Genomic DNA, 18,861 nt, shown 5'->3' with positions numbered 1-18,861 from the left:
CCGCAACGCCGGGCAACAACCTGCGTCCTTTCGGCGCTACCTTGCATCCCTGGTTCCCTAGCCTCTTTCTATGTCCTCTTTTTTCTCTGCCAACACCCTGCTGGCTGCGGCGGCCCTAACAGCCGGGCTGGCCAGCTGCGGCTCCCAGTCCGACGACCGCCGAGTAGCCGACGCCGATGCCCAGCCCGATGCGGCCTTTGAACGGTATAAAAGCCGCTTTATCGACTCCCTGTGGTATTATAACCCCGAGTGGGCCAGTGGGGCTGGCTACCACCGCTACGACTCCCTGCTGGTAGTGCCCAACGCCGGCCGCCGCCAAACGGAAGCCGCTGCCCTGGCCCGCCGCCGCGCGGAGATGAAAACGATTAAGCTGGGAGACCTATCGGTGAATAACCAGACCGACTTCCGCCTGATGGAGAACTACCTGCAGTCGGCCCGCTTCTACGCCGATACCCTGCGCGACTGGCAGTGGAATCCGGCTAACTATAACCTGGGCGGCTCTGTGGCCGAAATCCTGAACGGGCGCTACTGGCCCCTAGACCGCCGCCTGCGCGCTATCAGCAGCAAGCTCAGCCGGGCCGTAGACTACTACGAGGCCGCCAAACAAAACATCAAACAGCCCACCCGGGAGCATACTGACCTGGCCATTCGCCAGAACCAGGGCGGGCTGGAGGTGTTCGGGAAGGCTCTGCAGGATTCAGTGGCAAAATCGGGTTTGACGGCCCGGGAAAAGCAGGATTTGTTGAGCCGCGTGGCTACTACCCGCCTGAGTATGGAGGGCTACGTGCGGTTCTTGCAGCAGGAGGTGCTACCGGCCGGGCAATTCCGCTCCTTCCGCATCGGCAAAAACCTCTTCGCCCGCAAATTCGCGCTGGATATTCAGTCTACCTACTCGGCTGAGGAAGTGTACCGCAAGGCCCTGGCGCACAAGCAGGAACTGCTGCACGACATGAAAAAGCGGGCGGCGCGGCTGTATCCCAAGTATTTCCCGGGCCAACCCCAACCCGCCGATTCCCTGGCCGTGGTGCAGCAGGTTATCAGCCGCCTTTCGCAGCAGCACGCTACGCCCACGGGCTTCGTGCAGGCTGTGAAAGACCAGATGCCCACCCTGGTAAAGTGGGTAGATGACCACAAATTGCTTACTCAGGACCCTACCAAGCCGCTGGTAGTGCGCGAAACGCCGCTCTATATGCGGGGGAGTGGGGCGGGGGCCAGCATCTCAGCCCCCGGCCCCTACGACAAGGCCGCCAACACCTACTACAACGTGGAGCCGCTCACCGGGCAGCCCGCCGCCCGCGCCGAAAGCTACCTGCGCGAGTACAACCAATACACCCTGCAAATCCTCAACATTCACGAGGCCATTCCGGGCCACTATACCCAGCTGGTGTACGCCAACCGGAGCCCTTCCCTCATCAAATCCATCTTCGGCAACGGGGCCATGATTGAGGGCTGGGCCGTGTACGCCGAGCGTATGATGCTGGAAAGCGGCTACGGGGGCAACACCGATGAAATCTGGCTGATGTGGGACAAGTGGAACATGCGCGTGACCCTCAACGCCATCCTCGACCATGAGGTGCAGGCCGGCACTATCACCGAAGCCCAAACCGTGGCCATGCTGCGCCGCGACGGATTTCAGGAAGAGGCCGAGGCCCGCAACAAGTGGCTGCGCGCCACGCTCAGCCAGGTGCAGCTCAGCAGCTACTTCACCGGCTACACCGAAATCTACGACCTGCGCGAGGAGCTCAAGCGGCAGCCGGCCCGCAAGTTTGACCTCAAGGAGTTTCATGAGCAGTTTTTGAGCTACGGTAGCGCCCCGGTGAAATATATTCGGCAGATGATGCTGAAAGGCAACTAGCTGAATTGATTTCCCGTTTTAGGAGACAAAAAACCGCTTCGGGAAGGAATTTTCCGGCGCGGTTTTTTTGTCTGCGAGAAGTTCACGTCGGTCAGTCTGCCGGCGGGCTTCTACCCATCAGCTTACGGCATGAAAATAATTGATACCAACGACGAGGGTCTGCGCACCCTCATCCACGACTACCCCCGGGTAATTGCCAAGTTCACCTCCAAGGACTGTGCTATCTGTGACCTGCTGGCCCCGCCTTTTGAGCAGTTTTCCCTGGATGAGCAGTTTCGCAACACGGCATTCCTGCGCCTGGATGCCGCCGAAAACCCGGTAGCCCGCAAAATGATGGATACCAAGGTGGCCCCTTTCTTTGCCTCCTACTGCCGGGGCAAGCTGGTAGAGTGCGACACGCTCCGGGAAAAAGATGAGGTACTGGAAATGCTGCAAAACCTGCAGCGCTGCACCGATGTAGCCCCGCAGCCGGCGTAGCCTCCTAACCCCCAACAGCGTAAAAGCCGATGGCCGCGAAGCACTGGCAGCATTTCCTGCCGTAGCTTCGCGGCCATGTTTTTTATCCTCTCCAAGCTTCTGGATTTTGTGTTGTCGCCGGCCGTGTGGCTGGTAGCGCTGGTGGTGCTGGCCCTGCTGGTGCGCAACGCCCGCTGGCAAAAGCGGCTGCTGTGGGCCGCGGCTATCGGGCTGGTACTGTTCACCAACCCTGCTCTGCTCAATGCCGCCATGCTAGCCTGGGAAATACCGCCCGTTACCCTGCGCCAACTAGGCCACCACGATGCAGGTATTCTGCTCACGGGTATTACGGAGGGCAAAAAGTCGCCCCACGACCGGGTGTACGTGAGCCAGGGCGCCGACCGGCTGCTGCACACGCTGTGGCTGTACCGGGCCGGCCGTATCCGGCGCATCATCATCACGGGTGGCTCCGGGGCGGTTGGTGGGGCGCAGGGCCACAGTGAGGCCAAGGAGCTGCAGATTCTGCTGCGGTTGGCTGGCGTACCCAAGCAGGCTATTCTGCTGGAAACCCGCAGCCGCAACACCCGCGAAAATGCCCTGTTCACCAAGCAGCTCCTGGCTCAGCACCCGGAAATCAAGTCAACAGTCCTGATAACTTCGGCCTTTCACCAGCGCCGGGCCATTGGCTGCTTCGCGAAAGTGGGTCTGCACCCGGCCCCGTTTCCGGCCGGCTACTACTCCTCCGACCACAAACCTACGCTAGCCTACTGGCTGGTTCCCGGCGACCAGCCCCTGGCGCTCTGGAGCATTCTGCTGCACGAAATGGCCGGGTACGCCGTGTATCGGGTGCTGGGCTACGCTAGCTAAAGCGCCTTGCTGTTTGAGTGGCCTACTGAAAAGCGGGGGCAGGCGCTACATCCAGCGCGGCAATCTGGGCCCGGTAGTCGAGGGGGAGTAAGCTGGTTTTCACCCATTGGCTGAGGCGCAGGTGCTTGGTGGCGCGGTAAAGTGGCACCACCGGCTGCAGCCAGGAGCGGCGGCCGAAGCCCAGCAGCTGGCTTACCAGCGCGGGCACTACCAGGCGCTGGCCCTGCAGCAGCAGGCGGTAGCGCACCGGGCCCAGGTGGCGGCGGTACTGGCGGTATAAGTCGGTGGTACAGGCGCTGTGTACGAGGTCCTGCGCCAGGTGGCGCTGGCGGTCTGGGAGCCAGGCCGCGTACGTAGCTGGCAAATCCGAAATACCCATGCGTTGGCCCACCCGGCAGAACACGTCGAACACCTCGGCCCGCTCTGCTTCCGCGAGGGGCCGTTCCAGCAGCTCAAACGCCCGAATAGAGTAATCCATGAGCATATAAAGCACGTCGCGGTAGGCCCAGGCCGGAATCTGCTGGCCCCGCTTGGCCTCTACGGCGCCATGAATGGCCGCAATGGTGTCAATGGCCTGCTCCGCGCCCCGGGAGTCGGCAAATACAATCCGGCGCGCGTATTCCACCGTCGAGAACAGCCGGCCCAGCGGGTCGGCGGGCAGCCGGCCCGTGAAGTACAGCCAGTCCACGGCTTTATTAACGGCAAACTCGGCAGCAGCACCGGCAAAAATGAACAGCACAGTGTCGGCCTTGCCCCAAATAGTGCGCACCACTGAGTCCTGAGCAACAAAATATTCCATACAGCTCTGCAATAATCCCGCCTGACCAGAAGGCAGGAATATGTACTTGTTGATACAATAATAATTCAAATTACTTTGTGTTGCAAAGTAAATAGAGAAATTGCCTCAGTTTCTGGCTGTGCTGTTTGCCCGGTAGCGCCCTGAAAGGTGCCCACGTGGGCTGTTCAGCCACTTTAGCTATAACACAATGGTATCAGCAGCCCCAACGTGCTCCATTTACTTAAATACCGCCCACGTGCCGGCCCGCAGCCGAATTTTCTACGCGTTGTTATCCTTGCTGACCGTAGTGCTCGGGCTTGCCTCGCGGCGGTACGGGGCCGGGCTGCCCGGTTGGGTGGCCGCTTACGCCGGCGACGTACTCTGGGCGCTGCTGGTGTTCTGGCTGCTTGGCTGGTGCCGGCCCCGGCAGCCCGGCCGCTGGGTAGCCAATTGGGCGCTACTACTGGCATTTGGGGTGGAGTTCAGCCAGCTTTTTCACCCGCCCTGGCTGGATGCGCTCCGCTACACTACCCTGGGCGGCCTGGTGCTGGGGCGGGGCTTTCTGTGGAGCGACTTACTCTGCTACACCCTTGGGGTGGCAGTAGGGACTAAGTTGGAGCAGCTGTGGGCGGGACGCGGCAAGGCCCCTGGCTTTTGAGCGTTAGCGCGAAAACCAGGGGCCTTGGGCTGGTGCGTAGCCGTTATTCTACCTTCTTCTTTTCCTCGGGCTTGGCGTTGGGCGCTACCCAAATGGACTTCTGGTTGACGAATTCCCGGATGCCCAGGTGGGACAACTCCCGGCCGTAACCCGATTTCTTCACCCCCCCAAACGGCATTTCCGGCGACGATTTCACCAGGCTGTTCACGAAGACCGCGCCGGCTTCCACGCGCCGGGCCAACGCCTGGCCCCGGGCCGCGTCGCGGGTCCAGATGGAGCCGCCCAGCCCAAAGCGGGAGTCGTTGGCCAGCCGGATGGCATCATCGGCGTCTTTGGCTTCCAGAATGATGGCTACGGGCCCGAAGAACTCCTCGGAGTAGGCCCGTTGGCCGGGGCGCACCTGACTTAGCATCACGGGCCGGAATAGAGCGGTACCGGGCTGGCCCTGGCCGCCATACAGTTCCACCTTCGCGCCCTGCTGCACGGAATCTTCTACCTGCTGGGTAAGCTCATCGGCCAAATCGGCGCGGGCCAGGGGGCCGTACTGGGTGGCCGGGTCCAGCGGGTCGCCGGAACGGAAGGCCAGCAGATGAGTTTTCATCTGGCTGATAAACTCCTTGAGCACCGGCTTCTCTATGATAAAGCGCTTGGCGGCAATGCAGCTCTGCCCGGCGTTAATCATGCGGGCCTGGGCGGCGGTTTTGGCCGCCAGGGCCACGTCGGCATCGGCCAGCACAATAAAGGCATCGGAGCCGCCCAGCTCGAGCACGGTTTTTTTGATCTGGCGGCCCGCCGCAGCGGCCACGGCCGCGCCGGCCGGCTCCGAGCCAGTTAGCGTTACGGCCCGCACCCGGTCGTCCTCAATCAGCTTTTCTACCACTTCTGAGCCCACCAGCAGCGTGCGGAACGTGGCGGGCGGGAAGCCGGCATCATGAAAAATTTTTTCCAGGGCCAGGGCGCACTGCGGCACGTTGGAGGCGTGCTTGAGCAGTCCTACGTTGCCCGCCATCAGGGCCGGGGCCGCAAAGCGCACTACCTGCCAGAACGGGAAGTTCCAGGGCATGACGGCCAGCACAATGCCAATGGGCTCGTGGGCAATGAAGCTATGCTGGGCTTCCGTTTTGATTTCCTCATCGGCCAGAAACTGCTCGGCGTGGTCGGCGTAATAGTCGCAGCAGAGGGCGCACTTCACGGCTTCGGCGCGGCCATCGGTAACGGGCTTGCCCATTTCCCGGGCCATTAGCTCGGCCAGCTCCTGCTGCCGTTCCCGCAGCAGCTCAGCGGCGCGGCGCATCAGGCAGGCCCGGTGGTTAAAACTGGTAGTGCGCCACTGGGCAAAGGCCCGGTGGGCCTGGGCTACGATGCGCGCCGTTTTGGCCTGGCCAAAGGCCCGGAAGCGGCGCTCCACGCGGCCGGAGTAGGGGTTTAAAGACTCAATAGGCATATAAGCAGGCTCAGAAAGTAAATGGAGAATACCGCCGCAGGGCTTCAGGACGGTAAGTAAGGCAACAAACCGGCTGCCCTTGGGTTATTTGCGGCCATAACATCTGTTGGCCGCTGGCCGTAGCACCGGAGTTTGGCAGGAACAGTTGGCATTCCGCGCGCTGTTTCGCCCACATTGTGCGTTTATCGTGTACATTCGTTTCATCTGCGGGGCCGGCTTTGCTACGCCGCCCTGTCACTCTTAGTTGCTGCCCGTGTCTGCTACTACACCTGAGTCAGTTACCCTGGAAACGGAAAACCTGCTCGTGCAACGCCTGCGCGACCGGGACGAAGGGGCCATGACTATTTTCTATGACAAGTACTCCGCAGCTCTGTATGGCGTTATTCTGCGGATTGTAAAAAAAGAAGAGCTGGCCGAGGACGTGCTGCAGGAGGCGATGGTGAAAATCTGGCACTCATTTCCCTCCTACGATGCCGCGAAAGGGCGTTTGTTTACCTGGGTGATGAACGTGTGCCGAAATTTAGCCATTGACAAAATCCGCTCTCGACAGTACCGCGTAGGTAGTCGTACGCAGCCGATAGAGGAAAGTGCAGCGCTGCGCCAGGCCGCCGAACCTTCGTTCCGGCCTGAGCACATTGGCTTGCAGGAAATGACGCGCCAGCTGAATCCGGAGCAGCGGCAAATCGTGGACCTGCTTTATTTCGGCGGATTTACGCAAAGCGAAGTGGCAGAAGAACTGAACCTTCCCCTCGGCACGGTGAAAACCCGCGCCCGGGCGGCTATCAAAGTACTTTCTAAACTGATTCGGTAATCGTGAACATTCAGGAATATATCGAATCCGGTATTCTCGAAGAGTACGCCCTGGGCGTGCTAAGCGAGGTGGAGCGCTCTGAAGTAGAGCGTGTTGCAGAGGAGCACCCGGAAGTTGCCCGGGAGCTGCTCCAGGTTCAGCACAGCCTGGATGCCTACGCTGAGGCCCACGCCGTAACGCCCCCCGACGATATGCGGGAGCGGGTGCTGCGGGGCTGGCAGGAGGCCATTCGGAACTCTGGGGAACAGCAAAGCCAGGTACCGCCTGTTACCGCGCCCCGCATGGTAGCCTCTTCGGCACCGGAGCCGGTAGCAGTGCCCGCCCCGCCGCAGGAAAACGGCGTGGTTCGGCAGCTACCCCCCGCCGAGCCAGCACCCAGCCGGTTAAAGTGGCTGATTGCCGCATCCGTAGCGCTGCTAATGCTTAGTGGCTTAGGTAACTACTTGCTGTACAACCGTCTTCAGGAAACCGAAGCCAACCTAGAAGTGGCCCAGACCGAGCAGTCGCGCTATGCGGCCACGCAGCAGGCCGCCCTGAAAGAGCGTGACCAGGAACTGGCCGTGCTCCGTAGCGCCGATTTCCGCTCGGTGGAATTGAAAGGCACGCCCAAAGCTCCCGAAGCCCAAGCCCGGGTTTACTACAACCCCACCACTAAGGCCGTGTACGTGGATGTGCGCAATTTGCCTGCTCCGCCTTCCGGCAAGCAGTACCAGCTCTGGGCCCTCGACAATGGCAAGCCAGTGGATGCCGGTGTGTTGGCTACCGCCACTGCTGCCGGCGACAGCATCCAGCAGATGAAGGACATTGCCAGTGCCCAGGCCTTTGCCATGACGGTGGAAGATGTTGGGGGAGTAGCCTCGCCCACGCTGAGCACCATGACGGTAATCGGTAACCTATAAGGCTGGACAGTAGTTAAAGCAGGGAGTTGATTGCTACGGCAGTCGGCTCCCTGCTTTTTTATGTTCATTCACTGCCAGGAAAGCCGGTTTGCCTTACGGCCTTTCCTGGTAGTTTACTTGTCTTTGTCTGTGCACGGAACCATCTTTACCCTCCTGAAACGCTACGTGCAAACCCAGTACGACCACAGCACCTGGGTGCGGCTACTGGAAGTGTCGGGGCTGACTGCGGCCGACTTCGACCACAAGCACGTGTACCCTGATGAGCACATGTACCGGCTGGTGGGGGAGGCCGCCACTATGACGGGCCTATCGGCTGATGAATTGCACGAGAAGTTTGGGGAGTACCTGGTGCCCGACCTGATGTACATGTACCAACGCCTGCTCCAGCCCCAGTGGAACACCCTGGATATGCTGGAGCACACCGAGAATACCATGCACCGGCAGGTGCGGCAGGAACACGCCGACAATGCCCCACCCGTGCTGAACGTCACTCGGGTCTCGCCCGACGAGCTCCTGATTGACTACGTATCGAAGCGGCGTATGGGCGGGCTGGCGGTGGGCATTGTGCGGGGAGTAGCCGCCTACTACGATGAGGCCGACCAGATAGAAGTAGAGCCAGTTACCTCCGAAAACGGGGAGAAAGTACGGATTCGGGTGCGGCGCGTGCGCAAGTAAATCCGGCGGGTACACGAACATTCGTCCTGGGTTTGCGCGTAGTAGAGCCTACTCCTGAGTTTGTTTCTCCTCCCGATATGCCGCGTACTTTCCTTTCAGTCGTTTGCTTGTGCGTGGGCACCAGCCTGCTGTCCTGCTCTTCCGAATCAGGCGGCAGGAAGCCTGTAAAAACGGAAGCGGCCCCGCACGGCAACCCCCTGACGCAGCAAGGAAGCCCGTTCCTGATGGCCTGGGCAATGAACCCCCTATGGGAGGATGGGCAGGAAGAAGTGGCCGTGTACGAGGCCGAGCAGAAAGTGGACGGCGAAATCCGCCGCTTTGTGTACACGCAGGCAACGGTCAAGGAGGAATTCAACCAGCAGTACAACGTCCGCACCGATTCGTTGGAACGCAAGGATATTTTTCCGGTGATGCGCCTCACGCAGCTGTACAGCCTGCCGGGTACCGCCTATCCGCACCACGCCCAGGCTACGTTGTTTTTCCGCCGCGACCAGCCAGTGGTGCTGCACAAACTCACCGCCTCGGTGCAGGAGTGGGCGGGCAGCGTGTTCAAGACAATAGTGGATGATGGGCTGCAGTACCAGCAAGCCTACACCGCCTACCACGATGGGCAGGGTAGCGGGCAGCGTGTGCTGCGCCACAACGTGCTCTTCGAGGATGCCCTGCCCTACACCCTGCGCAGTCTGGATTTTGCCCGCCGACCCTCCTTCCCGGCAGCTGTATATGAGTTGCAGCTAACTAACCAGGCCAGCAGGCCCACCCTGTACCAGGCTCAGGTGCGGGTAGAAGAGGGGGCCCCCACCGACACGCCCGAACCCGCCTGGCGCGTGCGCGTAACCCTGACGGACGCCCGCCAGAACCAGTATTGGTTTGCCAAGGCCTACCCCAATGTGCTGCTGCGCAGTACTACCTGGGATGGCCGTACCCTGTGGCTGAAACAGGTAAGCCGCCGCGCCACTCAGCCTGGCTCCACTCCAGCCGCCCACGACTCGGTAAGCGCCCCTTCCACAAGCGCGACAGTAGTGAAGGGCTAAATGCGTAGCTTCACGCTTCTAATCGTCTGAAACCAGGGTATGGAGGGGTTATTCCAGGAAATTTTAAACAGGGCGCGGCAAGAAAAACGCTTGCTGGGTGTGCGTACCAGCCAAAGCGAGCCAGGCCGTTTTTCGGTGGGCTACGTGCTTAGCTTTTCCGATGAAGTGTTGGTGCTGCGCATCATCAACCGCGACGGAATGCCCACGGCCATCCAGTCGTTTAACATGCAGGAGGTGTTTCAGCTGGACTTCGATGACCAGTACATCCGCCACGTTGAGTTTAAAGCCGATAACTTGGATAAGGTGTACGCCGGGCTAAAGTCGCCCCAGTTTCTGGAGCAGGAGTACGTGTCGGTGCCGTTGCTGCTGGAGCGGGCGCACCAGCTGGGCCAACTGGTAAACGTGTACACCCATCTGGGCATGGATTACTTCGGCTACGTGCGTCAACTTACGCCGGAGCAGGTGCTTATGGAGTGCTTCACCGAGTACGGAGCGGCCGATGGGCTGGTCGTGTTTCGGGTAGAGGACATCCGCAATTTCATCTGGAGCAACGAGGATACGCGCGTGCTGGAGCTGCGCCTAAAGCAGCGTGGCCCCCAGGGAGCCTAGCAAACACGGGCATAACCTAACGGTCGGGCGGGCAGTTTACGAGGTAGATTTTCTGACTCTACCCGTATGCGTATACTGCGTTTTTGCCTTTGCACGGTGCTGGGCTGCTGGCTACTACTAACCGGCGCCCTGGCCCAACCAGCTGCCCCCACCCAACTCAATGCCACCCTCGATGGGCTGGACTACCCGTATCCGGTGCGCTACCTGCCGTTGCAGCTGGAAGGCCAGGCCGTGCGTATGGCCTACATGGATGTGCCGGCCAGCGGTGCCGGCAACGGCCGCACCATTGTGCTGCTGCACGGTAAAAACTTCTTCGGGGCCTACTGGCGCGAAACTATCCGGTTTCTGACGGGTAGCGGCTACCGGGTAGTGGTGCCCGATCAGATAGGGTTCGGCAAATCGGACAAGCCCGATATCCACTATTCCTTTCACCAACTGGCCGCCAACACGCACCGCCTGCTCGATACGTTGGGCGTGCGTAAGGCCGTAGTGGTGGGGCACAGCATGGGCGGCATGCTGGCTACCCGGTTTGCCCTGCTGTATCCGCAGCAAACTGAGCGGCTGGTGCTGGAAAACCCCATTGGGCTGGAAGATTACCGCGTAGGTGTGCCGTTTCAGCCCCTGGCCCAGGTGGAAGCCGGCGAACTGAAAACCACCGAGGCCAGCCTGCGGAAATACCACGCCACCTATTACCCCCACGGCTACCCTACGGCCCACGACGAATGGCTGCTGCCCCTCGTGGCCCAAACCCGCCACCCCGATTTTCCGCGGGTAGCCCGGGCCAACGCCCTCACCTTCGAGATGATTTATCAGCAGCCGGTGTGCTACGAGTTCAGCCGGATAACCGTGCCTACGCTGCTCGTTATCGGCCAGGATGACCGGACGGTGGTAGGCAAAGGGCTCATTAAGGACCCGGCCGTGCTGGCGCGCATGGGGCAGTACCCCGCCCTGGGCCAGCGCACGGCCGCTCAAATTAAGGGTAGTCGGCTGGTTTCTTTGAGAGGAGTAGGCCACATCCCGCACCTGGAAGCCCGGGAAGCCTTCCACCGGGAGCTGCTGGCATTTTTGAAAAAGTAAGGTTCAGCTCTTAGTGGTGGTGATGGTGGTGCCCACTATCGGGCTTGCCGAATAGGTTCAGCAAGGTTCCGGCTACGTACAGGCCCAGCCAGCACAGGTAGAGGTAATTGTAGCCTTCGGGCTGGGTTTGGCCCAGCCACCGGATGATGAGTTGCGCGCCCCCACTCATAATGGCTCCTACAACGGCAATGTACTGGAAGCTGTTGAGGGCGCTGGGGCGGTATAGTTTTGAAAAATCCATGAGAAGGGCAACACTGAGAAGTAGAGGGCGCCGAAAAACGGGTTCCCGCTGAAAGTAAAACAAAGGCCTTTGCCAAAAGCAAGCTGAAACGCCTCGGCAAAAGTACGTACGAGAATAGCAGCGCGGAGGTAGGCCCAACACTACCCACCCGGACCTACTATCAGGATGGCAAAAAGCAGCAGTTGGCAGACAACTATCATCAACCCTGGCGCCCGGCCACGCGTACAGCCGGGTAGTACCAAACCCACCCATCAGACCCTTCAGTATGGCTACTTCCAACGAAACTTCCAACAAAGACATCGTTCATAACAGCCAGCAGGCTATTCCCGAAAACGAGCAGCTGGAAAAGGAGAAAGAATTTAAAGAGGACATGAGCAACGGTAAGTCGGCCGACGACCCCTCGGCCCACCGCAACATGGGCGCTGGCGGCTACACCCAACGCTCCGACCAAAAGGACCAACTGGAAAACCTGCACATTGGCGGGGGCGAAGGGCAGCCACAAGGCGGCAACGAGCACCACGATGCCGGCGAGCAGGCCAGTGGCCCCGGCTTTGGGGTTGAGGGCAGCTACCAAATGGGCAACGACATCCGTACCCAGGATCAGGATTTTGGCGAAAAGGCGCCAAGTGGCCCGGCCAAACCAGCCCACGACTAGCCATAGCCGCTAGTACGTGATAAGGAGGCCCGCTTTCTGCCAGCAGAGAGCGGGCCTCCTTATTTTTTACATACTGATATAAAACGAGGGCATTCATTGCAACCAAGCCGGGAAATAAATCCAGATATTGGAAATAGTGTTAGGAGGAGCACTCGGGAAAGATTTATCTTTAGCGGCCGTTCATGCGGGGGTAAGTGCCCACTTACTCGTACAGGCTCCTTTACCTTCTCTGACTCACACTCACTTCCCACTTTATTCTTGCCCTGATTTATGGATGTAAACACTTCTACTCAACCTGAAGAAGTTCCTTCGGACCTCAACCTCGAAGAGGAAGATCTGTCATCGGGCAACCGTCGGCTGGCCATTATAGTGGGTGCCATAGTAGCAGTACTGGTGTTGGGTTACGTGCTGTTGCCGGCCCAGGCCACCCGCCGGATTGCCAATGCCATGCCCGTAATGGAGCTGGGAGAGGCCACAGTGACGGCCTCCCGCCCCCAGGAAGCCGCCGCTGAAGAGGAAAAATCTGCCGAGGATGAGGCTGCCGCTAAGCCCGCCACGGCAGCGGCCAAACCAACGGCCGCTAAACCTACCGCCGCCGCTGCCGTGGCTGTAGCCCCGGAAGCCGCTCCCGCCGATGAGCCCGTAGCAGTGGAGCCAGTACCCGCCGCCGTGGCTCCCGCCGCGGCCGAGGCGGCCCCCGCTAACGTAACCATGACGGGCCGCATTCTGGATGAAAACGGCCGGCCCATGGCCGGCGCTACCGTAATGGTGCGCGGCCTGAAGAAGGTGGCTGGTACCGATGCCAATGGCAACTACTCCATTGAAGTACCCGCTGGCGAAAACACCCTGGTATACGGCTACGGGGGCTACGAAGACCAGGAAGTGCGCACCCGCAGCAGCCAGCCCCAAAACGTAACGCTGCTGCCCAAAGAAGGTGCCCGCCGCAAACGTCGCTAGCAGCCAACTAGCAGTCAAGCAACCAAACAAGTAGCCAAGAGAAAGCCCCACCCGGTAGAACCGGGTAGGGCTTTCTCTTGACCGAAAGACTACCCTTATCAGGAGTCAACTCGCTCGCTTTTGCCGGCAAACTGCTTGCCGAACAGGAAGTACACCGGCACGCCCACAGCTACCAGCAGCAACCCACGCTGGGCAAACTTGGAGTTGGCTGGGTCGGTGAGCAGGATAAAGCAGAAGGCCGAGGCCAGCACCACGTACAGCAGCGGCACCACTGGGTACCCCCAGGCCCGGTAGGGACGGGGAGCATCGGGGCGGGTGCGGCGCAACACAAAAATGCCAATGATGGTAATAACGTAAAACAGAATTACCGAGAACATCACGTAGTTCAGCAGCTCGCCATAGGAGCCCGACAGACAGAGCAGGCAAGCCCAGAGGCACTGGCCCCACAAGGCCACGCTGGGCACACCGGCCTTGTTGAGCTTGGCCATACCGGGAAAAAACACCCCATCCTTGGCCATGGCATAGTAGGCCCGCGCCCCCGACAGCAGAATGCTGTTATCGGCGCTGAAGGTGCTAATCATAATGAGTACAGCCATGATGTAGGCGCCGGGCGCGCCCATAATGCTTTCGGCGGCGGCAGTGCCCACCCGCTCGTTGGCGGCGTACATAATGCCCCGGCCCATTACATCGGTGGCGGTAGGGTCGCCGTGCAGGGGCAGCACCAGCAGGTACACCACGTTGATGAGAATGTACAGGGCCGTGACGATGCCGGTGCCCAGGGCCATGCTGAGTACGATGGTGCGCTCGGGCCGCACAATTTCGTCGCCCGAGAAACCGATGTTGTTCCAGGCGTCGGAGCTGAACAAGGAGCCCGTCATGGCCAGGCCAATGGCTGAAACCAGGGCCGTTACCGTGAGGGGCGTGCCCTGCCCGGCCGCATCAAAGCTCATGGCCTGCCACACATTCTCGAAGTTCTGGCTGACGGCCTGATCATTCACGCCCAGCAGCAGCCCAAACAGAATCAAGAGGCCCAATGCCACGAGCTTGGTGCTGCCGAAGATATTGGAAATCAGCTTGCCGGAGCGCACCCCGCGGGAGTTGATGAAGGTGAGAAACACCAGCAGCAGAATGGCCAGCAACTGCACCGTAGTAAACTTAAAAGTGCCCAGCAGCGGCACGCCTTCCAGCTGAAACAGCACGTTGGTTTCGGAAAACCAGGGCAGCAGTACGCCCGTGAAGCGGGCAAAGGCCACGGCTACGGCCGCAATTACCCCGGTTTGAATCACCAGAAACAGCGTCCAGCCGTAGAGAAACGCCACCAGCTTGTTGTAGGCCTCGCGCAGGTACACGTACTGCCCACCCACTTTCGGGAACATGGAGGAAAGCTCGCCGTAGCTCACGGCCCCGGCCAGGGTAATCACGCCCGTCAGCAGCCACACCACCAGCAGCCAGCCGCTGGAGCCTACTTTGCGGCTGATATCGGTGCTGACAATGAAAATGCCGGAGCCAATCATGCTGCCGGTCACAATCATGACGGCGTCAAACAGCGTAATGGCCCGCTGAAAATGGCCTTGTTTTTCGGACATAGGTAGGAGAGTAGGAAGTGTTTCGGGGCGGAAGATAGAAAACTGCCCTGCAAACCCCGCACCCGGCCCGGCCGTAGCAACAGCGCACTCCGCGCCGAATAGCTATTTTTGCCCTTCCCACCTCCCGGGTTTTCCTGCATGTCGCAACGAGTACTGGTTTTCTTGACGGGTTTGCTGCTGCTCACGGCGCTGGGCTCCTACGTGTACTACCGCCGCACCGTGGCCCGCGTACCGGTAGACCCCTGGGCCCTGGTACCCGAGGATGCCGTGCTGGTGGCCGTCACGCGCGACCACCCCACGCTGGTGCGCCACCTCAAGGAAACCCAACTCTGGGACAACCTCTCGGCCGTGCGCTATTTTCAGCAGGTGGAGGACCAGCTCACCCTGGCCGACAGCCTGACCGGGGGGCGCAACGTGGTGCTGCGGTTTCTAGGCCGCAAGCGGGTGCTGACCTCCCTGCACGTGACGGGCCCGGGCCGGTTCGACGTCCTGTTTCAGATACCCATCAGCAGCGTGCGGGAGTACCGGCAGGTGCGCAGCCTGCTGGAAGGCCTGGGCCGGGACCCTCGTTTCGAGGTAACCGACCGGGAATATGAAGACCAGCTGCTGACGGAGGTGCGCCCCAAAGGGAGCCAGGAGGGTCTCACGCTGCTGAACTACCGCAACCATCTGCTGCTGAGCGCCAGCCCGGGCCTGGTAGAGGCCGTGGCCCGCCGCCTCCAAAACCCCGAGGCCCCCACCGTAGCCGCCGACTTCCAGAGCACCGATTACTTCCAGCTGCGCGACGTGGACGCGACCCTGCTGCTCAACCAGCGCCGCCTGCCCCAGCTGCTGGCTGTGTTCTTCCGCCAGGAGCTGACCCCCGAAATGGCTACTGTGGCCAGCCTGGCCCGCAACTGCATGACGGAGATGAAGCTGGCCGGCAACAAGGTCGCCTTCACCGGCTTTGCCAACCCCGAAACCACCCACGACGGCCTGCACCAGCGGCTACTGGGCCAGCCGGCCCAGCGCCTGCGCATGGCCGAAGTGCTGCCGCTGCGGGCTGCTCTGGTAGTGCATCTGGGGCTGGGGCAGCTTGCCGTATTGCGGGGCAACCAGCGCCCCGCCACCCCCGATTCGGTAGCGGCCAAAACGGGTGGGCTACTGGATAGCCTCACGGCTCAACTCAGCCAGGAAGCGGCTCTGTGCTATTTAGGTACGCCTTCGGCCCGCGCCCGGCCCGGCAAGCTAGCCCTGGCCTACACGGTTAACCCTGGGAAGGTAAGTCTGCTGCTGGGCCAGCTGCGGCGGGCGGCGGGGGCCAGCCCGGCCTTTGGGCGGGTAGGTCCTTATCAGCTTTATCAAACCGGCGTGCCCGAGCTGCCTCGCCGGCTTATGGGGTCCGTATTTCAGGGATTCGCGGCGCCGGTAGTGGCCCAGGTAGGTAACTACGTAGCTTTCGGCGACGATGAGGCCGCCCTGCAGCAGTGGCTAACGGATGTGGCGGCCGGGCAGGTATGGAGCCGTTCCCCCACGCAGGTGGCCTTTTTGCAGGAAACGCAGCCCCTGGCCCGCCTGCGGGTGCTGCTGGATACCCGTAACTGCTGGAACCTGTTGCTGCGCGGGCTGCAGGAAGAGCGGCGGGCCGGCCTGCTGCGCAACGAAACCTTATTCAAACGCTTTCCGCAGGTGTGCCTGCAGTGGGTGCCCGCCGCCAATGAGCAGGAGGCCGGGGCCCAGTACTTCACCCAGTTTGTGCTGCGCCACCCCGTGGTGGGGCCCGCCGAAGCCCGCCCCCAGAACCAGAGTGGTACGGGCAGCGTGCTGGCCTTCAAAACGCCGCTGAGCAGCTCCCCGGAAGCCGTGCTCATCACCGGCGCCAAGCTGCCCGGCGTACTGGTGCAGGATACTGCCCATGTGCTGCATTACATCACCCCCGATAACGTGGTGGCTTGGTCCGATACGCTGCCGGGGCCGCTGGTGGGGCCTACATTCCGGCTGCCAGGTACCTTGGGCTTCCTGCTGGCTACCCCTGGCCAACTGTTCCAGTACAACAATCGGGGGCAGGTGCAGCCCAACTTCCCGCTTAACCTCCCCGATACCGTGCGGGCCACGTCCCTGAGCGTATCGCCGGGGGAGGGCGGGGTACGTCGCCTGCTAGTGGCCGGGGCCAGCGGCAACCTGTTTCTGTATGATACCCAGGGGCGCACGTTTCCGGGGTGGCAGCCCAAGCAGCTGGAGTTCCGGCTGGCCGGCCCCCCGCATTACCTCACCGTAGCCGGCCGTGATGTGCTGGTGGTTCTACTCGAAAACGGCTACGTATATGCCTTCGACGAGGCCGGTGGCACTTACCCAGGCTTCCCCATTAGCATGGGCGGACGCTTGGCGGGCAGCGGCCTGGCCGAAACCGGTGCTACGCTCAGCCGCAGCCGCCTGACGGTGGTAAACCAGCACGGGGAGTTAGTGAGCTTCAACCTGAGCGGGGACATTGTGAGCCGGCGGCGCGTGGCTACCTGGAGCCGCAGCAGCCGCTTCCAGCTCATTCCCGACCAGGCCCAGCGCAGCTTTGTGGTGGCGCGGGAAGAAGGCGGCCGGAGTGCCTTGTTTGATGCCTCGGGCCGACAACTGCTCAGTCAGCAGTTCGTTACGTCGGCCCCGCGCTCCGTGCAGTATTTCAACTTTGGTCCGGGCCGGCAGCTGTATGCCCTTACCGAAACCGGTCCTGGCAACCTTTTCCTCTACGATGCCAAAGCCCGGCTGGTAAGCGGGCAACCCTTCCGCAACACCGCCCCCCAGGCCGCCCTCACCTTCGACCCCGCCACCGATATTTACCACCTGTTCCGGGTAGTAGGCTCCGAGCTGCGCCGCACCGATGTGAAGTTGTGAAACAGTGAGATGGGCAGGATGGAAGACGGGAAATAGTGCTGTCATCCTGCGCCGACCGACGAACCTTACAACCGCAGAACGACGCCTGTACGAGCGGTTTGTTCACGCGTGGCAAGTGCCTTCACTGCAGACAGAATAACAGCATTCCTGCACCATTTCACTGCTTCACTTATCCGTCAGCCAGCCTTTGCGGTAGAAATAGGCGAGTTGGAAAATGACAATCAGCCCCAAAATCATCAGCAGTACGGGGTAGCCCCAGGGACTGTATAGCTCCGGCATGTTGAGGTAGTTGATGCGGCCATCGGGCCCTTCCCGCTGGAAGTTCATGCCGTAGAGGCCCACCACGAAGCTCAGGGGAATGAAAATGCTGCTGATGATAGTCAGCACCTTCATTACCTCGTTGGCCCGGTTGGCCTGGTCCGACATATACAGCTCTACCAGGCTGCTCACGGTTTCGCGGTAGCTTTCGGCCAGGTCCAGGGCCTGAATGGCGTGGTCGTAGCAGTCCTTGAAAAATACCTTGATTTCGTCCGGCATCTGCTCTTCGGGCATGCGCAGCAACTCGGCAATTTTCTCCCGCTCGGGGTACACCAGCCGCCGGAAGCGCACTATATCCTTCTTGATGTGCAGAATGCGGTTGAGCACCCGGCGGTCGGGCCGGCCCTGGAAAATGCGCTCCTCCAGCGTTTCCAGGTAGTCGCCGATGGCCGCCATGGTAGGGTAGTAGTGGTCGAGCACTACATCGGTGAGGGCGTAGGCCAGGTACAGAGGAGAGCGGCGCCGGATGTTGCTGCGGCCGGTGCGCAGGCGCAGGCGCACGGTTTCCAGGCAGTCCTCATAATCATCCTGGAACGTGAGCACGTAGTTGGGGCCCGTAAAAATGGACAGCTGGTCGTCGTCGATATCGAGCAGCCGCGTGAACTCCGTCATGCGGGACACCAGGAACAGCCCGTCCTCGGTTTCCTCCACCTTGGCCCGCTGGTAGTCATTCAGCACGTCCTCCATCTGCAGCGGATGAATGCGAAAATCCTCCTGCAGGCGCTGCATCAAGGCCAAATCATTGTAGCCTCGGATATCGAGCCAGTGTTTTAGCTCGGAGTGCTGCCGAAAATAGGCCAGGAGTTCCTCATAGCTCTGGTATTCCTGCTCCTGAAAAAAGGTGTCATCGTAGGAAATCAGAAAGAGGCGGGGCGTAAGTGCCCCCTCCCGGATGTTGAGTGTGCCTGGCCGCTGCCCCACCCGTTGCAGCCGGGCCTGGCGCGTTGCGGCCCGGTCGGCGGTGATGGAGGTGTGAGGGCCCTCATCCTCTTCCTCGGGCGGAGTAGGTGTAGCGGGCAGCGGCGGCAGGGGAGTGGCGGTAGCAGAAGAGCTCATGCGGGGTAAGAAGCATTGGG

General features: G+C 61.0%; 18 protein-coding genes. 13 read left to right on the top strand and 5 right to left on the bottom strand.

The window, feature by feature from the left end; genetic code table 11:
• Nucleotides 1-70 precede the first annotated feature (70 nt).
• The 3 genes from ABIB60_RS07835 (at nt 71) to ABIB60_RS07825 (ending at nt 3,178) form a co-directional block, all read left to right on the top strand.
• Nucleotides 71-1,855, top strand: coding sequence for a DUF885 domain-containing protein (locus ABIB60_RS07835; protein ID WP_354578956.1), 1,785 nt, complete (start codon nt 71-73; stop codon nt 1,853-1,855).
• 129 nt (nt 1,856-1,984) lie between these two features.
• Entirely contained in the window at nt 1,985-2,332 is a 348-nt protein-coding gene (locus tag ABIB60_RS07830; RefSeq protein WP_354578955.1) for a thioredoxin family protein, read from the top strand.
• A gap of 75 nt (nt 2,333-2,407) precedes the next feature.
• Nucleotides 2,408-3,178 (top strand): YdcF family protein, encoded by a 771-nt coding sequence (locus tag ABIB60_RS07825; RefSeq protein ID WP_354578954.1) that lies wholly within the window; start codon nt 2,408-2,410, stop codon nt 3,176-3,178.
• A 22-nt stretch (nt 3,179-3,200) separates the two neighbouring features.
• Here the strand turns inward: ABIB60_RS07825 and ABIB60_RS07820 are convergent, their stop codons facing one another.
• Nucleotides 3,201-3,977, bottom strand: a complete 777-nt coding sequence (locus ABIB60_RS07820) for an oxygenase MpaB family protein (RefSeq protein WP_354578953.1) — start codon at nt 3,975-3,977, stop codon at nt 3,201-3,203.
• Between the two features lie 235 nt (nt 3,978-4,212).
• Between ABIB60_RS07820 and ABIB60_RS07815 the strand changes: the two genes are divergently transcribed.
• Nucleotides 4,213-4,614: a ribosomal maturation YjgA family protein gene (locus ABIB60_RS07815; protein WP_354578951.1), complete on the top strand. Its 402-nt coding sequence runs from the start codon at nt 4,213-4,215 to the stop codon at nt 4,612-4,614.
• A 43-nt stretch (nt 4,615-4,657) separates the two neighbouring features.
• Here ABIB60_RS07815 and ABIB60_RS07810 read toward each other — a convergent pair whose 3' ends face one another.
• Nucleotides 4,658-6,058 carry an NAD-dependent succinate-semialdehyde dehydrogenase gene (locus ABIB60_RS07810; protein ID WP_354578950.1) on the bottom strand — a complete coding sequence of 467 codons (1,401 nt, stop codon included), beginning with the start codon at nt 6,056-6,058 and terminating at the stop codon, nt 4,658-4,660.
• A gap of 253 nt (nt 6,059-6,311) precedes the next feature.
• On the opposite strand from ABIB60_RS07810, the gene ABIB60_RS07805 reads away from it, so the two are divergent.
• The 6 genes from ABIB60_RS07805 (at nt 6,312) to ABIB60_RS07780 (ending at nt 11,163) form a co-directional block, all read left to right on the top strand.
• The gene (locus tag ABIB60_RS07805; RefSeq protein WP_315996492.1) at nt 6,312-6,869 is read left to right on the top strand and encodes an RNA polymerase sigma factor; all 558 of its coding nucleotides are present in this window, start codon (nt 6,312-6,314) and stop codon (nt 6,867-6,869) included.
• A 2-nt stretch (nt 6,870-6,871) separates the two neighbouring features.
• Nucleotides 6,872-7,768 carry an anti-sigma factor gene (locus tag ABIB60_RS07800; protein ID WP_354578948.1) on the top strand — a complete coding sequence of 299 codons (897 nt, stop codon included), beginning with the start codon at nt 6,872-6,874 and terminating at the stop codon, nt 7,766-7,768.
• Between the two features lie 129 nt (nt 7,769-7,897).
• Nucleotides 7,898-8,443, top strand: coding sequence for a heme NO-binding domain-containing protein (locus ABIB60_RS07795; RefSeq protein ID WP_354578947.1), 546 nt, complete (start codon nt 7,898-7,900; stop codon nt 8,441-8,443).
• 236 nt (nt 8,444-8,679) lie between these two features.
• Nucleotides 8,680-9,477 (top strand): hypothetical protein, encoded by a 798-nt coding sequence (locus ABIB60_RS07790; RefSeq protein ID WP_354578946.1) that lies wholly within the window; start codon nt 8,680-8,682, stop codon nt 9,475-9,477.
• Between the two features lie 99 nt (nt 9,478-9,576).
• Complete coding sequence (locus tag ABIB60_RS07785; RefSeq protein ID WP_354578945.1) at nt 9,577-10,086, top strand: hypothetical protein; 510 nt, start codon at nt 9,577-9,579, stop codon at nt 10,084-10,086.
• 66 nt (nt 10,087-10,152) lie between these two features.
• Complete coding sequence (locus tag ABIB60_RS07780) at nt 10,153-11,163, top strand: alpha/beta fold hydrolase (protein ID WP_354578944.1); 1,011 nt, start codon at nt 10,153-10,155, stop codon at nt 11,161-11,163.
• Nucleotides 11,164-11,173: 10 nt separating this feature from the next.
• Here the strand turns inward: ABIB60_RS07780 and ABIB60_RS07775 are convergent, their stop codons facing one another.
• Nucleotides 11,174-11,404: a hypothetical protein gene (locus ABIB60_RS07775; RefSeq protein ID WP_354578943.1), complete on the bottom strand. Its 231-nt coding sequence runs from the start codon at nt 11,402-11,404 to the stop codon at nt 11,174-11,176.
• A gap of 265 nt (nt 11,405-11,669) precedes the next feature.
• Between ABIB60_RS07775 and ABIB60_RS07770 the strand changes: the two genes are divergently transcribed.
• Both ABIB60_RS07770 and ABIB60_RS07765 read left to right on the top strand, forming a co-directional pair.
• The gene (locus ABIB60_RS07770) at nt 11,670-12,059 is read left to right on the top strand and encodes a hypothetical protein (protein ID WP_354578942.1); all 390 of its coding nucleotides are present in this window, start codon (nt 11,670-11,672) and stop codon (nt 12,057-12,059) included.
• Nucleotides 12,060-12,329: 270 nt separating this feature from the next.
• Entirely contained in the window at nt 12,330-13,016 is a 687-nt protein-coding gene (locus tag ABIB60_RS07765; protein ID WP_354578941.1) for a carboxypeptidase-like regulatory domain-containing protein, read from the top strand.
• A gap of 98 nt (nt 13,017-13,114) precedes the next feature.
• Here the strand turns inward: ABIB60_RS07765 and ABIB60_RS07760 are convergent, their stop codons facing one another.
• Complete coding sequence (locus tag ABIB60_RS07760) at nt 13,115-14,602, bottom strand: APC family permease (RefSeq protein WP_354578939.1); 1,488 nt, start codon at nt 14,600-14,602, stop codon at nt 13,115-13,117.
• 138 nt (nt 14,603-14,740) lie between these two features.
• On the opposite strand from ABIB60_RS07760, the gene ABIB60_RS07755 reads away from it, so the two are divergent.
• Complete coding sequence (locus tag ABIB60_RS07755) at nt 14,741-17,467, top strand: hypothetical protein (protein WP_354578937.1); 2,727 nt, start codon at nt 14,741-14,743, stop codon at nt 17,465-17,467.
• A 165-nt stretch (nt 17,468-17,632) separates the two neighbouring features.
• Here the strand turns inward: ABIB60_RS07755 and corA are convergent, their stop codons facing one another.
• Nucleotides 17,633-18,841 carry a magnesium/cobalt transporter CorA gene (gene corA / locus ABIB60_RS07750; protein ID WP_354578935.1) on the bottom strand — a complete coding sequence of 403 codons (1,209 nt, stop codon included), beginning with the start codon at nt 18,839-18,841 and terminating at the stop codon, nt 17,633-17,635.
• Nucleotides 18,842-18,861 lie beyond the last annotated feature (20 nt).

It is taken from the genome of Hymenobacter sp. UYP22 (assembly GCF_040547285.1).
Classification (GTDB): domain Bacteria; phylum Bacteroidota; class Bacteroidia; order Cytophagales; family Hymenobacteraceae; genus Hymenobacter.
This window is presented reverse-complemented; position numbering and strand designations above follow the sequence as displayed.